Source organism: Actinoplanes sp. NPDC049598 (genome assembly GCF_040675435.1).
Taxonomy (GTDB): domain Bacteria; phylum Actinomycetota; class Actinomycetes; order Mycobacteriales; family Micromonosporaceae; genus Actinoplanes.
Map to the genome: position 1 here is coordinate 72,801 of NZ_JBFAOX010000025.1, position 15,269 is coordinate 88,069.

12 protein-coding genes are annotated in these 15,269 nt (G+C 74.1%); 9 read left to right on the top strand and 3 right to left on the bottom strand.

Going from position 1 to position 15,269, the window contains the following annotated elements; translation table 11 throughout:
- Window positions 1-19: 19 nt before the first annotated feature.
- The gene (locus AB0J66_RS39060) at window positions 20-970 is read right to left on the bottom strand and encodes a helix-turn-helix domain-containing protein (RefSeq protein ID WP_364672107.1); all 951 of its coding nucleotides are present in this window, start codon (window positions 968-970) and stop codon (window positions 20-22) included.
- A gap of 105 nt (window positions 971-1,075) precedes the next feature.
- Here AB0J66_RS39060 and AB0J66_RS39065 point away from each other — a divergent pair, with 105 nt between their 5' ends.
- From AB0J66_RS39065 to AB0J66_RS39085, 5 genes are all read left to right on the top strand, one after another.
- Window positions 1,076-2,215, top strand: a complete 1,140-nt coding sequence (locus tag AB0J66_RS39065) for a type III PLP-dependent enzyme (protein WP_364672109.1) — start codon at window positions 1,076-1,078, stop codon at window positions 2,213-2,215.
- 31 nt (window positions 2,216-2,246) lie between these two features.
- A complete protein-coding gene (locus AB0J66_RS39070; protein WP_364672110.1) occupies window positions 2,247-3,512 on the top strand; it encodes a DUF4832 domain-containing protein in 1,266 nt (421 codons plus the stop codon).
- Between the two features lie 52 nt (window positions 3,513-3,564).
- Window positions 3,565-4,947 carry a polyprenol phosphomannose-dependent alpha 1,6 mannosyltransferase MptB gene (mptB, locus tag AB0J66_RS39075; protein WP_364672112.1) on the top strand — a complete coding sequence of 461 codons (1,383 nt, stop codon included), beginning with the start codon at window positions 3,565-3,567 and terminating at the stop codon, window positions 4,945-4,947.
- Complete coding sequence (locus tag AB0J66_RS39080) at window positions 4,944-6,116, top strand: glycosyltransferase 87 family protein (RefSeq protein WP_364672113.1); 1,173 nt, start codon at window positions 4,944-4,946, stop codon at window positions 6,114-6,116. The genes mptB and AB0J66_RS39080 overlap by 4 nt, the downstream gene beginning before the upstream one ends.
- A gap of 109 nt (window positions 6,117-6,225) precedes the next feature.
- Window positions 6,226-6,399 carry a hypothetical protein gene (locus tag AB0J66_RS39085; RefSeq protein WP_364672192.1) on the top strand — a complete coding sequence of 58 codons (174 nt, stop codon included), beginning with the start codon at window positions 6,226-6,228 and terminating at the stop codon, window positions 6,397-6,399.
- A 161-nt stretch (window positions 6,400-6,560) separates the two neighbouring features.
- Here AB0J66_RS39085 and AB0J66_RS39090 read toward each other — a convergent pair whose 3' ends face one another.
- Together AB0J66_RS39090 and AB0J66_RS39095 are read right to left on the bottom strand one after the other, a co-directional pair.
- Window positions 6,561-6,725 carry a hypothetical protein gene (locus tag AB0J66_RS39090; RefSeq protein WP_364672115.1) on the bottom strand — a complete coding sequence of 55 codons (165 nt, stop codon included), beginning with the start codon at window positions 6,723-6,725 and terminating at the stop codon, window positions 6,561-6,563.
- Window positions 6,726-6,738: 13 nt separating this feature from the next.
- Window positions 6,739-7,845, bottom strand: a complete 1,107-nt coding sequence (locus AB0J66_RS39095; RefSeq protein ID WP_364672117.1) for a helix-turn-helix domain-containing protein — start codon at window positions 7,843-7,845, stop codon at window positions 6,739-6,741.
- A gap of 133 nt (window positions 7,846-7,978) precedes the next feature.
- On the opposite strand from AB0J66_RS39095, the gene AB0J66_RS39100 reads away from it, so the two are divergent.
- The 4 genes from AB0J66_RS39100 to AB0J66_RS39115 are packed head-to-tail and all read left to right on the top strand — an operon-like array spanning window position 7,979 to window position 15,253.
- Complete coding sequence (locus AB0J66_RS39100; RefSeq protein ID WP_364672119.1) at window positions 7,979-10,582, top strand: LuxR C-terminal-related transcriptional regulator; 2,604 nt, start codon at window positions 7,979-7,981, stop codon at window positions 10,580-10,582.
- Window positions 10,583-10,592: 10 nt separating this feature from the next.
- Window positions 10,593-13,247: a LuxR C-terminal-related transcriptional regulator gene (locus AB0J66_RS39105; RefSeq protein WP_364672120.1), complete on the top strand. Its 2,655-nt coding sequence runs from the start codon at window positions 10,593-10,595 to the stop codon at window positions 13,245-13,247.
- Window positions 13,244-13,948 carry an ABC transporter ATP-binding protein gene (locus AB0J66_RS39110; protein ID WP_364672121.1) on the top strand — a complete coding sequence of 235 codons (705 nt, stop codon included), beginning with the start codon at window positions 13,244-13,246 and terminating at the stop codon, window positions 13,946-13,948. The genes AB0J66_RS39105 and AB0J66_RS39110 overlap by 4 nt, the downstream gene beginning before the upstream one ends.
- Window positions 13,949-15,253 carry an FtsX-like permease family protein gene (locus tag AB0J66_RS39115; RefSeq protein ID WP_364672123.1) on the top strand — a complete coding sequence of 435 codons (1,305 nt, stop codon included), beginning with the start codon at window positions 13,949-13,951 and terminating at the stop codon, window positions 15,251-15,253.
- Window positions 15,254-15,269 lie beyond the last annotated feature (16 nt).

Consider the following 15,269-nt stretch of genomic DNA (forward strand, 5'->3'; position numbering starts at 1 on the left):
TGCCGGTGCTGCATCTGCGTCACAACCAGCCGCGCCGGGCGGCCTGGTACGCCAGCCCGGGCCGGGTGTCCACGCCGGCGATGTCCATCAGGCGGTCCAGCCGGCGCTGGACGGTCCTGCGGCTCACCCCGAGCTGGGTCGCGATCGACTTGTCGGGCAGGCCGGAGACGAAGAGCGAGAGCAACAGCCGATCGGGTTCCTCCGTCGCGCCGCCGTCCGGCACGAGCGGGGTGGCCCGGTCCCAGTAGCTCTCGAAGAGCGCGACCAGGGCGTCGAGCAGCTCGCTGGGGCGGATCAGCGCCGCCGTGGGCGGCCCGACGCCCCGCGCGGCGTCCGGCACCAGGGGGCAGATGGCCAGCCGGCGGTCGGCGATGGCCAGGCGTACGGGCAGGGTGGGCAGCGTGCGCGACTGCTCGCCCAGGCTCATCGCCTCGACGATGCTGTCCAGCTCGCCCGGTTTCTCGAGCAGCTCCCGCTCGTAGATCGCCCGGTACCGGACGCCACGCTCCAGCGCCGTGGTCTCCTCGGTGTTCTCCGGGCCCTGCATCGCGATCGGGTTGGCCCGGCAGAACCAGAGGATCTCCTTCTCGGCCGTGTCCTGCATCTCGCGCAGCCGTTCCCGCAGCGCCGGGGCGCCGACGACGATCTCCACGAGATGCTCGGCGCTGCGCCGGCGGGTGTTGTTGCGGTATTCCTCACTGAGCGAGGCCACCATCCGGCGGGCCGACTCCAGGGCCTGCTGTTCCCGCAGCAGCGCGTCGCCCAGCGCGACGTCGGCCGGCAGGGCGTGGAACTCCGGTCCGCCGCTGGCCAAGCCCTTGCGGTGCAGCGATTCGAGCACGTGGGCGGCCTCGCCGGGGGTGAGGCCGTCCCGTTCGGCGAGGCCGGCCGCGGTGGCCCCGGACATGCGGACGAGCAGGCGGTACGCGTTCTGCTCGGCATCGGTGAGCAGGTCCAGCCGTTCTGACACGGCGACAACTGTAAACCTGTCTATTCGTCTTTCGGATCGACAACTCTGCGCATTCATGGCAATACTCTGTGTATTGATGCCGCTACGCGAGGCGAGGATTCAGCCATGACCGTGACCGCGGATGAGGAACTGACGACATCCGGTGCCGTGGGCCGGACCCCCTGCTTGGTGATCGACGTCGAGGTGGCCCGGGAGCAGTACCACCGGATCGCCGCCGCGTTCGCCGATGCTCAGATCCACTACGCCGTGAAGGCCAATCCGGAACCGGCCCTGCTGCGGGCGCTCGTCGAGGCCGGCTGCCGGTTCGACGTCGCCAGTCGCGCGGAGATCGACCTCTGCCTGGCGGCGGGGGCGTCGCCCGCGGCGCTGAGCTACGGGCATCCCATCAAGAAGTCGGTGGACATCGCGTATGCGTACGCCCGGGGGGTCAGGCTTTTCGCCTTCGACAGCGCGGGCGAGCTCGACAAGATCGTCGCGCACGCGCCGGGGTCCGGGGTGATCTGCCGGCTGCTGGCGTCGTCGAAGGGCGCCCGGTGGCCCCTGAGCCGCAAATTCGGATGCACGCCGGAGATGGCCGTCGACCTGATGACGGCGGCGGCCGTGCGCGGGCTGGATCCGGCGGGGCTGGCCTTCCACGTCGGCTCGCAGCAGCTTGATCCGGAGCGGTGGGAGCCCAGCATCGCCACCGCCGCGTCGATCTTCGCCGCGCTGGAGCAAAGTGGACTTTCGCCGCGAATCCTCAATGCGGGGGGCGGGTTTCCGGTGGACTATCGCGTTTCCGCGCTCCCGATCACGGCTTACGCGGGCGCGATCGAGGCCGCCATGTCGCGAAATTTCGGACACCGGCGTCCGGCTCTCATGATCGAACCGGGCCGTTACATCGCCGCCCCGGCCGGAGTGCTGCACGCCGAGGTCGTGCTGGTGGCGCGGAAGTCCTATTCGGACCGTGAAAGGTGGGTCTACCTGGATGTCGGGCGCTTCGGCGGGCTGGCCGAGACCGAGGACGAGGCCATCCAGTACGCGCTGACCACCGGCCGCGACGACGGCCCGATGGGCCCGGTGATCCTGGCCGGCCCGACCTGCGACAGCGTCGACATCATGTACCAGCACTCCCACTACGAGCTGCCGCTCGCCCTGCGGTCCGGCGACGTGGTGCGGATCCTCGGGACGGGCGCCTACACCGCCACGTACTCCTCGGTGGGCTTCAATGGGTTCCCGCCCTTGCCAACCCACGTGAAGTCTTAAGTTCGCGGCGGCGGGGCCGATAGTCGTCTTCGTGCGCTTTCTCCCCGCCGCAGCCGTGGCCGTAGCCGTTCTCCTGCCCGGCACCGCCGTGGCCGCGACCCCGTCGACCGCCACCGTCACCTACGCGGCGTCGGCCGCCTCGATCGCCAACCCGGGACGTGGCTTCTTCACCTACACCGAGACGCACTTCGGCTCGTACACCCCGCTGGTCGACGCCGACCTGGCCGCGGCCCGCGTGAATCAGGCCCGCAGCCTGGTCTACCGCATCTTCTACCTGGAGAAGTACCAGGCGGTCGATCAGATCTCGGCCGCCGACCTGGCGCTGGTCAGGGCCGACTTCGCCGCGGCCCGTACCGCCGGGGTGAAGTTGATCGTGCGGTTCGCCTACGCCTCGGAGAGCGACGCCGACGCCCCCGAGGCCCGCGTCCTGAAGCACATCGCCCAGCTCGGCCCGATCCTCAAGGCCGGCGCCGACGTGATCACCGCGGTCCAGGCGGGCTTCGTGGGCCGGTGGGGCGAGTGGTACTACAGCCGGAACTTCGGCACCGAGGGCACGCCCGACTGGACCTCGCGCGGGCACGTGCTGGCCGCGCTGCTCGCCGCCACCGCGCCGTCGACGGTCGTGCAGGTGCGCACCCCGGCCATCAAGCGCCGCCTCGCCCCGGATGTGGCCCGGGTCGGCGTGCACGACGACTGCTTCCTGGCCGGCACCGACGACTACGGCACCTTCACCGGCGACGACGCGGCCTGGCTGGCGTCGTCCGCCGTGCTGGTCGGCGGCGAGACCTGCGACGTCTCGGCCCGCTCGGCCTGGCCCAACGCCCGCGCCGAGATGGCCCGCTACCACTGGACGTATCTCAACCCGTCGTTCAACACCGACGTGCTCGACTCGTGGGGCGCGGCCGGGCGGGCCGAGGCCGACCGGCGTCTCGGCTACCGCATCCGCCTGGTCAAGGCCGTCCTGCCGACCGCGGCCAGGGCCGGCTCGCGGGTCACCGCCACCATCACCCTGGTCAACGACGGCTACGCGGCTCCCGTGGCGAACCGCCCGGTCCGCTTGATCGTCGGCTCGCGCTCCGTCGTGGTGAACACCGACGTCCGCACGTGGACGCCCGGAAAGCTGATCACCCTGAAAGTCTCCTTCATCGCCGCATCGGGCGCTTACGCCCTGAGCCTGCCCGACCCGGCGGCGACGCTCGCCGCTAAGCCGGCCTACGCCATCCAGCTCGCCAACCCCCAGGTGTGGAACCCGGCCACCGGGCGCAACAGTCTCGGCCGCTCGCTCACGGTTAAGTAGGCCGTTCATCGGCCGTACCCACTTCGACACCCTTCACTGAGAGGGTGCTGCGGTGTTCGGGGATCACGGCGGGTCGCGCGCCGTTGGCTTTTTCGGGGCCGTGCTCGTCGCCGTGGGTGGGCTGGGGGCCGGGGCGCTGCCCGTCGGCGTCAGCTTCTTTGCCGGGCTGACCCACGTACGCCTCGGGCTCGTGGCCGTCTACAGCGGGCTCGCCCTGCTGCTTCTCGCCTGGTGGTGGTACGGGCAGGCGACCAAGCAGGACGACGACGTGGGCCCCATGGGGCGGACCCTGGCCCTCTGGTCGGCGCCGCTGCTGCTGGCGCCGCCGCTGTTCAGCCGGGACGTCTACAGCTACCTGGCCCAGGGCCTGATGGCCGGCCGCGGTCTCGACGTCTACCGGCAGGGCCCGGCCGGCCTCGGCGGCCTCGTCGCGGCCCAGGTACCGGACGTCTGGCAGCACACCCCGAGCCCGTACGGCCCGGTCTTCGTGGGACTCGCCCGGGTGGTCAGCGGGGAACACCTGCTCGGCGGGGTCGTCGCCATGCGGCTGGTCGCGGTGGCGGGCCTCGCGCTTCTGGCGTACGTCGTCCCGATCCTGGCCAGGAGCACGGGGATCCGGCCCTCGGCCGCGCTGTGGCTGGCCGTGCTCAACCCGCTCGTGCTCATCCACTTCGTCGGCGGCGCCCACAACGACGCGCTCATGGTGGGTCTGCTCGCGGCCGGCCTGGCCGCCGCCGTCAGACACCGGCCCGTGCTCGGATCCGTTCTGGTCGTCGCGGCCGCCCTGGTCAAGGTGCCGGCCATCCTCGGGCTGGCCGCGGTCGCCCTGATCTGGGCCGGCCGGCTGCGCGGTCGCTGGGGTCTGCTGCGCGCGGCCGGCGGGGTCGCGGCCGCCGCGGCCGCCGCCACCGCCACCCTGACCGCCCTCGCGGGCACCGGTTACGGCTGGCTCGGCACGCTCGACACCCCGATCTCCCCGCACAACCTGTCGCTGGTCAACGTGCTCGGCCGCTGGACCGCCGGCCTCCTCGAGGACGACGGCGTCGGCGAGGTCTTCGTCCAGAACCTGTGGCGCTGGGCCGGCGTGCTGGCCACCCTGATCGTGGCCGGCCTGGTCTGGTCGCAGATCAAGGAGCTCGGCGTCCTCTACGGCCTCGGCATCGTGCTGGTCGCCGTCGTCGTCTTCGGCCCCGCCCTGCGACCCTGGTACCTCATCTGGGGACTGGTCCCGCTGGCCGCCGCGGCCGGTCACCGCTGGGTGCGCCACAGCCTGGCCGCCGCCTGCGCCGTACTGGTCCTGGCCGTCCTGCCCGACGGCTTCGCCGTCTCCTTCGAGGAGTTCCTCCTCGCCACCTCGGGCGTGCTGCTGGGCATCTCCGGCTTCCTGCTCGTACGCCTGGCCGCGGCGCCCGCCCGAGAGTTGGCCCCCCGATGACGTCCCTGAAGCCACGCACCCAGGTCGCGATCGTCGCCGCCGCCACGATCGCCGTCGGCGTCTTCCTCGTCACCGTGCCCACGTTCCGCGGCTTCTTCGACCTCGGCGTCTACCGCGGCGCGGTGCACTACTGGCTGGTCGACGGCGGCGAGCTGTACGACTACCTCTACCAGGGCACCGAGTACGGCTTCACCTACCCGCCGTTCGCCGCCCTGGTCCTCAGCCCGCTCGCCCTGACGAGCTGGCCGGTCGCCGTCGCGTGCAGCCTCGCCCTGAACGTCACCTGCGTCGTCCTGCTGCTGCGCTGGTATCTCGTGCCGATCCTGCGCCGCCACCGCCTGCCACTGTGGACGCCGGCCGCGCTGGTCTTCCTGGCCGTGCTGGTCTTCGAGCCGGCCCGCGACACGTTCAGCTTCGGCCAGGTCAACCTGGCCCTGCTCGTGCTCGTCGGCTCCGACCGGCGCCGCTCCCCGTGGCGCGGCCTCGGCATCGGCCTCGCCTCGGCCATCAAGCTGACCCCGGCCGTCTTCATCGGCTACCTGATCCTCACCCGGCAGTACCGGGCCGCCGCCGTCGCCTCCGGCACCGCGGCCGGCGCCTCCCTGCTGGCCTTCCTGGTCGCCCCCGGCACGTCCCGCCGCTTCTGGACCGAGACCCTCTGGGACACCGGCCGCGTCGGCAAACTCGAATACGTCTCCAACCAGTCACTGCGCGGCGTCGTCGCCCGCCTCGACGCCTCGGCCGTGTGGTGGCTGCTGGCCGTCGCCGTGATCCTCGCCATCTGGTGGCTCGGCGTCCGCCGCGTCCGCGACGACACCACCGGCTTCGCCCTGACCGGCATCGTCGCCTGCCTGATCAGCCCCGTCACCTGGGTCCACCACCTGGTCTGGCTGCTGCCGGCCCTGTTCCTGCTGGCCGGCCGCGCCTCCCGGCATCAGTGGCCCGTCCTCGGGGCCGTCTATGTGGTGCTCAGCAGCAGCGTGGTCTGGCTCTGGTGGGCCGGCGCGCACGGCTTGCTGGCCGCGATCGGCAGCAACACGTACGTCTGGATCTCCATAGGTCTGCTCCTGGCCCTGGAACCGCCCGGCCGAGCGACTTATCCGCCGTGGCGGCGCCCTCCCTACGGTCGAGAGGCCCGCAGCGACCTCGACCTACGGGAGCGACCATGACCACCCCGTACGACCTGATCGCGAAGGTTCCCGCCTTCACCCTCACCAGCACCGACGTCACCGACGGCGCGCCTGGCAGCTGCCCAACGACGCGCGGCTGCGCCGCTACATCGGCGCCGCCCCACCCGCCGGTAGCGGCCGCCGCAACTATTACATCGCCATCCACGCCCTGGACGTCACCACCATCGGCATCGTCAAGGACTCCACCCCCGCCTTCCTAAGCGTCAACCTCACCACCCACACCCAGGCCCGAGTCGTGATCACCCGCCACTTCTCCGCCTGACCCGCGCCGGCCCCGTCCCATCCACCCCGCGATCACCGCCGGCCCCAGCGCCAGCCGATTCCACCGTCGCACGCTCGACCCCAGCCCGCCCTCGCCGCTCCCGGACAAGCGCGAGCCGCTCCGGTCAGCCGAGGGCACGCCCGAGGCCGCACGCCCGCAGGTCAAATCGCTGTCAGCGGGCCGGCGAAGTCCAACGTGGACGGATTGTGGCCGACGATGTGCTCGTTGACGACTTGGAGTTCGGCGTTGCTGCCTTGGCGGCGGATGCTGCCGGCGCTCTGCACGGCGACCGGGTTGACGGAGGCGGCGTGGACCCGGACGAGCAACCGCGCTCGTGCGTCAGCCCGTCAGGTAGAGCTTGAGCAGCTCATGCAGGTGTCCGCCGATGACCAGCCCGGCCTCGGCCAGTTCGTCGAGGGCGTCCACGGCGTCGACGGTTTCGCCGCGGGCGAGGGTGGCCAGCGCGGCGTGGCCGGCCGGGGAGATGCGGGCGCAGGTGGCGTCGAAGGCGTCGCGTACCCGCAGGTCGCCCGCGGTCAGCCGGTCCAACCGCCGGGCCGGGTCGGTCAGCCGGTCGGCCAGGGTGGCCGCGGTCCAGCCGGGGCGGCTGAGCAGGCGGCTGCCGGCGATGCGCAGGGCCAGCGGGTAGTTGCCGCAGAGCCGGGCCACCTCGCGCAGGGCCGGGTGGTCGTCGCCGTGGACGACGGCGCGCAGCATGGCCACCGCGTCGTCGTCGTTGAGCGGGCGCAGCCGTACCCGTTCGGCCGCGGCCAGCCCGGCCAGCGGCCACCACGAGGTGATCACCACCGTGGTGTCGCCGTCGCCGGGGAGCAGGGGGCGGATCTGCGCCTCGTCCTCGGCGTTGTCGAGCATCAGCAGCCGCGGGCGTTCGGCGAGGGTCTGCCGTAGCCGGTCGGTGCGGTCGGCGGTGGCGGGCGGGATGTCGGCCGGCTCGACGCCGCAGGCGCGCAGCAGCCGCCACAGCACCAGGTCGGTGTCGAGGCCGCGCAGGTCGACGAAGAGCCGGCCGCATGGGTAACGGTCGCAGTGGGTGTGGGCGGCGTGCACGGCCAGGGCGGTCTTTCCCATGCCGCTCGGGCCGCAGACCACGACTGTGCTGCCCGGGCGCATCAGCTTGTCGAGCCGGGTCAGCTCGGCTGAGCGCCCGGTGAAGTCGGGTAGGTCGGCCGGGAGCAGGCACAGCGGGGGAGCTTCGGTGGCCGGCGGGCGGGCCGCCTCGATCAGCGCCGCGCGCTCGGTCGGCGGCAGATTCAGGGCGTCGGCCAGGGCCCGTACGGTCCGGGTCTGTGGCTCGAGGCTCTTGCCCCGCTCGATGTCGCTGATCGCCCGGACGCTGACGCCGGACAGCTCGGCCAGCGCCTCGAGGGTGAGCCCCGCTTTCTGCCGCAGCCCGCGCACCAGCCCACCCAGCGGAGCCGCCGACATGACCCTCCCCACACCTCGTCCGGTTTCCGCCTCTTCGCCCGGTCGGGGACGCGCGGGCAGATCGGTTCTGCCTGCGTTCTGCATGGTCGCCGGCCCAGCTCACAGCTTAGATCCGAAGCGGAGGGGAGGCATGATGAGCTTGATCGCTGAGTTGCCCGGGCGCGCCTGGGAGCGTGCCCAATGGGGCACCGCGCTGCGCGCCGCCGGGAGTGGACGGCAGGTGCTCGTGCTGCACGGCGAGGCCGGCATCGGCAAGACGGCGCTGCTGCGGTCGTGCGCGGCCGACGCCGCCGCCCGAGGCTTCCGGGTGATCGAGGCGGCCGTGCTGCTGGCCGATCTGCCGGACGACGACCCGCTCGGGCGGCGGCTGACCGTGCTCTCGTCGGTCCTGCAGCTGTGCCGGCTCGGTCCGGTGATGATCACCGTCGACGGGGTCGCCGAGGACGACGCCGACCTGGTCGGGCTGCTCATGTTCGTGGCCCGCCGGCTGCGCCGCGAGCGTCTGCTGCTGGTCTTCGCCACGCGCAGCCTGCTCGCCTTCGGCCGGGCCGGCGCCGAGGTGACGCTGCTGCCGGTGGGCCCGCTCGGCCCCAACGCGGCCGCCGGCATCCTGGACGGCCGGCCGGTCCCACCGAGCGGGGCCGTGCGGGCCGAGATCCTGCACTTCGCCGCGGGCAACCCGTTCGCGCTGTCCGAGTTGGCCGATGCGGCCGGCGCGGGATCCATGACCGCGCTTCGCTGCGACTACCGGATCGACCAGGACGGCCCGCTCGCCCGGACCTTCGCGCCCGGGCTGGCCGATCTGCCGCCGGCCACGCGGCGGGTCCTGCTGTACGCGGCGGCGTCCGAACACGACGATCTCCGCGACGTGCTGACCGCGGCCGGCGCGACGCTGGCCGACTGCGCCCCGGCCGAGCAGGCGCGGCTGATCGCCGTGCTGGGCGGCCGGCTGGGCTTCGCCCGTCCGATGGTCCGGGCCGTCTGCTACTTCACCGCGTCCTTCAGCGAGCGGCAGGAGGCCCATTCCCGGCTCGCGGCGGTCACGACCGAGTCGGCCGCGCGGGACTGGCACGTGGCCAACGTCGGCGGGACGGCCGGCGACTTCATGGCGGTGGCGCTGGAGCGCGCGGCCGACGTGGCCGCCGCCCAGGGCCGCGGCCTGGAGGTCGCCGCGCTGCTGGAACGGGCCGCCCAGAACAGCACCGACCCGCGGGAGGCGGCCCGGCGCTACGGCCGGGCCGCGGCCGAGGCGGACCGCTGCGGTGACATCGACTGGAGCCGGCGCCTGTGCGACCGGGTCGTCGCGCTGACCGACGATCCCCGGCTGCTGGCCGGCGCGCTCGCGGTCACCGGCAACGTCCGGATGTACCGCTCGGCTGCCGACACCCTCGACTCGGCCGAGAGCCTGCTGGCCGGTGGCCTCGATCCGGCCCTGACCACCGCCGTGCTGGCCATCGCGGCCCGGTCGGTGCTCACCGACGGCGAGCCGGTGGGTGTCGCCCGGCTGCGCCGGCTGGTGGCGGAGCATCCGGCCGGCCCCGGCCCCGGCTCGTCGTCGCTGCGGGCGCTGGCCGACTGCGTGGCCGACCCGGCCGGCTGGGCCGCCCGCTCCGGCCCGCTGAGCGACTCGGCGCTGATCGAGCCGCTCGACGGCCCGGCCGAGCGGGTGCGGCTGCTGGCCATCGGCGGTGTGGCCTGGATGACCGACGACGTCGAGGTGGCGGCCGACCTCTACGGCCGCGCGGTCGATCGGGTGCAGGCCGACGGCTCCATCGGCGTGCTGGCCGTCGCTACCGTGGCGCTGGCCGAGTCGCTGCTCGATCTGGGCCGGCTCGACGAGGCCGGCCGGGTGCTGGCCGACGTGGCCGACCTGGTCGGCGCGAACTCGGCCAGCCCGATGCGCCGGGCCGTCGTCGCGCAGCTGGCCGTGCTGGCCGTGCGCCGCGGAAAGCCGGGCCAGGCCCGGCAGCTGCTCGACCAGGCCGGCGAGCCGTCGGCCGCGGAGAGCCCGTTCGTGGCCTGCCTGCTGCACCGGGCGGCGGGCGAGCTGGCCGCCGCGACCGGCGATCACGAGGCCGCGGTCCGGCACTACTCCGCGGTCTTCGCCGCCGACGGCGCCCCGGTCCACTTCCTCATGTCGCATCGCGTGGTCCTGTCGCTGGCCGGGGCCGCCCTGGAGGCGGGCCGTCGCGACGAGGTGCTGACCCGGCTGCGTACGGCGCGGTCGGTGTCGGAACCGCCGAGCGCACGGCGCCGCTGGTCGTGGGAGCTCGCCCTGGCCCTGCTGGACTTCGACGCCGAGCCGGCCCGGCCGGTGGAGCTGCTGGCCGAGTCCGACGCCGGCCTGCGCTGGCCGTACGAGCACGCCGTGGCCCAGTCGCTGGTCGCGGCGGCGCTGCGGGCCCGGCGGCAGCCGGTCGAGGCCCGGCCGCTGCTGGTTGCGGCGCTCGACACGTTTCGGCGGCAGGGCGTGGTCCACGGCGCCGAGGTGGTGCGGGCCGAACTCCGGGCCACCGGGGTGGCCCGGACCCGCGCCGGCGAGGAGTCCGCCTTCGGCCGGCTGACCGCGCAACAGCAGCAGATTGCCCGTCTGGCCGGTCGCGGACTGTCCAACCGGGCGATCGCCGAGCAGTTCGGGTTGTCCCCGCGCACCATCGGCTTCCACCTTTATCAGATGTACCCGAAGCTCGGGATCGCGCGCCGCGACCAGCTTCGCGACGTGATCCCGGCGCGGTGAGGGGGTCGATGTGACCGAGCTGGTCGGGCGAGAGCACGAGCTGCGAACACTGGAGACGCTGCTGGACCCGGAGCGCCGCGACGCGGCGGCGCTCGCGGTCACGGCGAGCCGTGGCCGGGGCACCACGAGCCTGCTGGCCGAGGCCGCGGGGCGGGCCGCCCGCCGCGGCTTCCGGGTGCTGCGGGCCACCGGGCACCGCGACGAGCAGGACCTCGACGGGCTCGGTCTGCACCAGCTCATGCAACCGTTGCGGACGCTGGTCACCACACTGTCCGATCAGGACCAGGCGGCGGCCCGCTCCGCCGTCACGTTGCGCTCCACCGAGAAGGATGTGCTGCTGGCCGGGGCCCGTGCGCTGCTGACCGCGGCCGCCCGGCAGCAGCCGGTGCTCGTGATCGTGGACGACCTGCATCTGCTCGACCGGGTCTCGGCGGCGGTGCTGCGCGACCTGATCGACACCGTCGCCCGGCGGCCGGTCGTCTTCCTGCTGGGCGTTCGATCCCGGCACGCTGCCGGCATCCGGTCGGCCAAGGTGAGCTTGCTGCCGCTGGACGCGCTGCCCGCAGCGGCCGCGGCCGAGCTGCTCAACCGCCGACCCGGCGTGCCCCGCGGCCGGGGCCGGCTGCGGATTCTGCGCTGGGCCCGCGGCAATCCGCGTGCCCTCCTCGATCTGGCCGCGGCGTTCGAGGGTGCGAGCAGCGACGAGGTGATGCATCCGGCGCTGGCCCGGATCCTGCCCCTCCGCGAGCGGTACGCGGCCGACCTGGGCCGGCTCCCGGAAGGCGCGCTGCGGCTGGTCCGGCAGGTCAGCGCCCGGGCCGGCGACGAGAGCCGGGAGCAGGTGCTCGCGGCGGCCCGGGTGTCCGAGGCCGACCTGCGGCTCACGCTCGACGCCGGGCTGCTGGAGCGGCACGGCCCGGCCCTGCGCCTGGCCGACCCGCTGGCCGGGATCGCCGCGTACTGTTCGTGCCCGTCGGTCGAACGGGCCGAGCTGCACCGCCGGTTCGCCGCGGTGTTGCCGGCCGGCTCGCTCACCCACGCCCTGCACCTGGCGGCCGAGGCGACCGGGCCGGACGAGACGGTCGCGGCCCGGCTCGAAGCCGCCGCCGGCCGGGACGCCGCCGCTTGGCAGCGCGCGGCCGAGCTGTCACCGGCGCGGACGGACGCGGCCCGCCGCTACGCCGCGGCGATCGAGGCGGCGGGCGCCATCGGCCAGACCAGCTGGGTGCTCGACCTGCACGCCGCCCTGACCACGCTCGACGAGCGGGCCGCGCTCGCCCCGGTCACCGCGCGGTCGGTGGCGCTGGCCCACTCCCGGCGCGGCCGCCAGCGCCCGGCCATGGACGTCCTCGCCGACAGCTGCCGCCGGCATCCGCCCCGGCGACGACGGGACGCCGTGCTGATGGCCCTGGCCGCCGCGCACATCAGCCGGGTGTCCGGGCTGCCCGAACACCGCGCGGTCGTGACCAGCCTGGCCGGCCTGGCCGACGCGCTGCCCAGCGATGGGGCCGACGAGGAGCTGCGGCTGCTGCGCCGCGCGGTGGACGCGGCGGCCGATCCGTACCTCTGCTCGGAACCCCTCGACCTGCCGGCGCCGGAAGATCCCACAAGGGCCACCATCCTGGCCTATCTGGCCGACGCGGCCGGTGATCTCGCGACGGCCGCGCGTCTGCGCGAGGGGGCGCTGGAGACCGCGCGGCGTCAGGGCAACCCGGCCGGCGCGGCCGAGGCCCGGCTGCCGCTCGGGGTCAACCTGGGTGATCAGGGCCGATGGCAGCGGGGCGCCGAGGTGATCGCGGAGAGCCGGGAGCTGTGCGCGCTGGCCGACCTGCCGCTGCTCGAGATGGAGACGAACGCCCTCGACGCCATCGTGACGGCGCTGCATGGGGACGCGCCGAAGTCCCGCCTGCTGGCCGAGCCGGCCTGGAACGGCATCGACCTGCAGCAGAACCGCCGCCTGCGGTACTACTTCGAGGTGGCGGCGGGCAACGCGGCCATGGTGGAGGGCGACTTCGCGCTGGCCTACCGGCATTTCCGGATGCTGTTCGACGCCGGGCGCTTCCATCCCGACGGCGGCGCGTACGCGCTGCTCGGCCTGGCCGTGCTGGCCCCGCACGCCGGCCGTCAGGAGGAGAGCGCCGCCCTGCTGGCCCGCCACCCCCGGTCCGGTCGGGCGCGGATGCGGCTGCTGGCCGACCACACCCGGGCCGCGCTCATCGACGACGACCGGACCGAGGAGCTCTTCCGGCGCGCGGTCGACGACCCGGCGGGGGAGAGCTGGGCGTTCGAACGGGCGCTGGCCCGGCTGCACTACGGGGCCTGGCTGCGCCGCAAGCGCCGGCCGCTCGACGCCCGGGCCCAGCTCACCACGGCGCTGCGGGCGCTGGAGGAGATGGGTTCGGGACCGCACGCCGAGATCGCCCGGACCGAGCTCGCCGCCGCGGGCGAGGGCGCCGAGTCCGAGCCGGCGGCCGACGACCCGCTGGGCCGGCTCAGCCCGCAGCAGCGGCAGATCGTCCAGCTCGCCGCGCGTGGCCTACGCAACAGGGAGATCGCCGCCCAGCTGCGGGTCTCCCCACGTACGGTGGGCACCCACCTCTACAACGCGTACCCCAAGCTCGGCGTCAGCGGACGCCGGGAGCTCGGCTCACTCCTGGCGGGATGATGTCACTAGTCGAGGTCGACAACCTCACGAAAACGTTCGACGGCAACCCGGTGCTGCGCGGCGTCACCCTCAGCGTGGCGCCGGGCGAGTTCCTGGCGGTGGTCGGCCCCAGCGGCTCGGGCAAGTCGACGCTGCTCTACTGCATGTCCGGTCTCGAGCCGGCCACCTCGGGCGGCGTCCGGATCCTCGGGCACGAGCTCGGCGGGATGCGGCGCGGGGCGCTCGCCACCCTGCGCCGCGACCACATCGGGTTCGTCTTCCAGGCGTACAACCTGATCCCCTCGCTCACCGCGCGGGAGAACGTGGCCCTGCCGGCCCGCCTCGCCCATCGGAAGATCTCCGCCGCCGACGTCGATCAGGCCCTGGCCGACGTGGGTCTGGCCGATCGGGCGGCCTACCGGCCGTCCGCCCTCTCCGGCGGTCAGCAGCAGCGGGTGGCGATCGCCCGGGTCCTGGCCGTACGCCCCGACGTGGTCTTCGCCGACGAGCCGACCGGCGCCCTCGACACCTCGTCCGGCCGCCAGGTGCTCGACCTGCTGGCCAAGGTGCCGGCCGACGGCCGTTCCGTGGTGATGGTGACGCACGACCTCTCGGCCGCGGCCCGGGCCGACCGGGTCGTCGTGCTGCGCGACGGCCTCGTCCACCGCGAGCTGGCGCATTCGTCGGCGGCCGAGGTCTTCGCCGCCCTCGGGGAGTCCTGAGTGGTCCGGCTCATCTTCGGCGACCTGCTCGCCAACGCCCGCGTCTGGCTGGGCACGCTGCTCATCGCGGCGGCCACGGCCGCGGTCGGCTCCGTCGTGGCCGGCGACATCGCCACGGCCCTGGAGGTGGGTGGCGACAATGCCCTGGCGCTGTACGGAATCAGCGGCGTGATCACCGCCTTCACCCTGGTCACGGCCCTGATCGTGGTCGGTTCGGTCGCCGGCCTGACGGTCACGCTGCAACAGCGGGAGTACGCGTTGTGGCAGCTGGTCGGCCTCCGCCCGGCCCTCGTGCGTACCGTCGTGACCTGCCAGCTCCTGGTCGTGGCCCTGCTCGGCGCCGTGCTCGGCGGCCTGGCCGCGGCGCCCGTGCTGGGCCCGCTCTTCCGGTACGCCTTCGCCGGCTCGCCTTCCCTGGCCTCGCTGGAGCCGCGTTTCGGCGTGGGTATTGCGCTTCCGGTCGTGCTGTTCGTCGTCGTGGTGCTGACGATCGGCGGCTCCCGCAGCGCCGGCCGAGCCGCGCGCACCCCACCGATCCGCTCCCTGCGCGAGACCGAGCCGCCGGACCGCCGGATGACCCCGGCCCGCTGGATCGGCGGCCTGGCCACGGCCGGCATCATCGTGGCCGTCCTGGCCTCGCTGCCCGGCACCGGCCGGGACACCCTGGCCGTGCCCCTGATGCTGATCGCCCCGCTGGTGGCCGGCGTGCTGGCCGCGTTCGGCCCGCTCTTCCTGGCCCGGCTGGTCCGGGCCTGGACGTCGCTGCTGCCGTTCGAGGGCCCCTGGTACCTGGCCCGCAACAGCACGGCGTTCAACGTGGGCCGCAGCACCGCCACGATCAGCCCTCTGACGGTGGCGATCGCCCTGGCCGGCGGGCTCTACTCGGCCAATGGCACGGCCGGCGACGGCGACTCCGGCCTGAGCACCGGCTCGGTCGTCCTGCTGCTGGGTGGCCCGCTGCTGCTGGCCGTCCTCGGCGCGGTGGCCACGGTCTTCATGTCGAGCCGGCGCCGCGAACGGGAGTTCGCCCTGATCGTCGCGGCCGGCGGCACCCCCGGCACGGTCCTGACCGCGGCCGCCTGGGAAGCCGTCATCTATGTCGGCACCGCCCTGCTGCTGGGCGGGGCCTCGGTGCTGGCCACCGCCCTGGCCGGCGCCTGGGCGGCCGGGGTCTTCCCGTCCTTCGGCGTGCTCCCGGCGTTGACCGTGGCCCTCGGCAGCCTCGTGCTCGTGCTGGCCGCGACCGTGCTGCCGACCGCGGTCGCCCTCCGCCACGAGGTGCCCAGCGTGCTGGCCCCCGAGTAGGGCCGCCCGTCCGCGC

What these genes read in the sequence shown, in the direction of transcription:
- AB0J66_RS39080 (WP_364672113.1), top strand. Translation starts at nt 4,944, where the DNA reads ATGACGTCCCTGAAGCCACGCACCCAGGTCGCGATCGTCGCCGCCGCC.
- AB0J66_RS39100 (WP_364672119.1), top strand. Translation starts at nt 7,979, where the DNA reads ATGAGCTTGATCGCTGAGTTGCCCGGGCGCGCCTGGGAGCGTGCCCAA.
- AB0J66_RS39110 (WP_364672121.1), top strand. Translation starts at nt 13,244, where the DNA reads ATGATGTCACTAGTCGAGGTCGACAACCTCACGAAAACGTTCGACGGC.
- AB0J66_RS39065 (WP_364672109.1), top strand. Translation starts at nt 1,076, where the DNA reads ATGACCGTGACCGCGGATGAGGAACTGACGACATCCGGTGCCGTGGGC.
- AB0J66_RS39095 (WP_364672117.1), bottom strand. Translation starts at nt 7,845, where the DNA reads ATGTCGGCGGCTCCGCTGGGTGGGCTGGTGCGCGGGCTGCGGCAGAAA.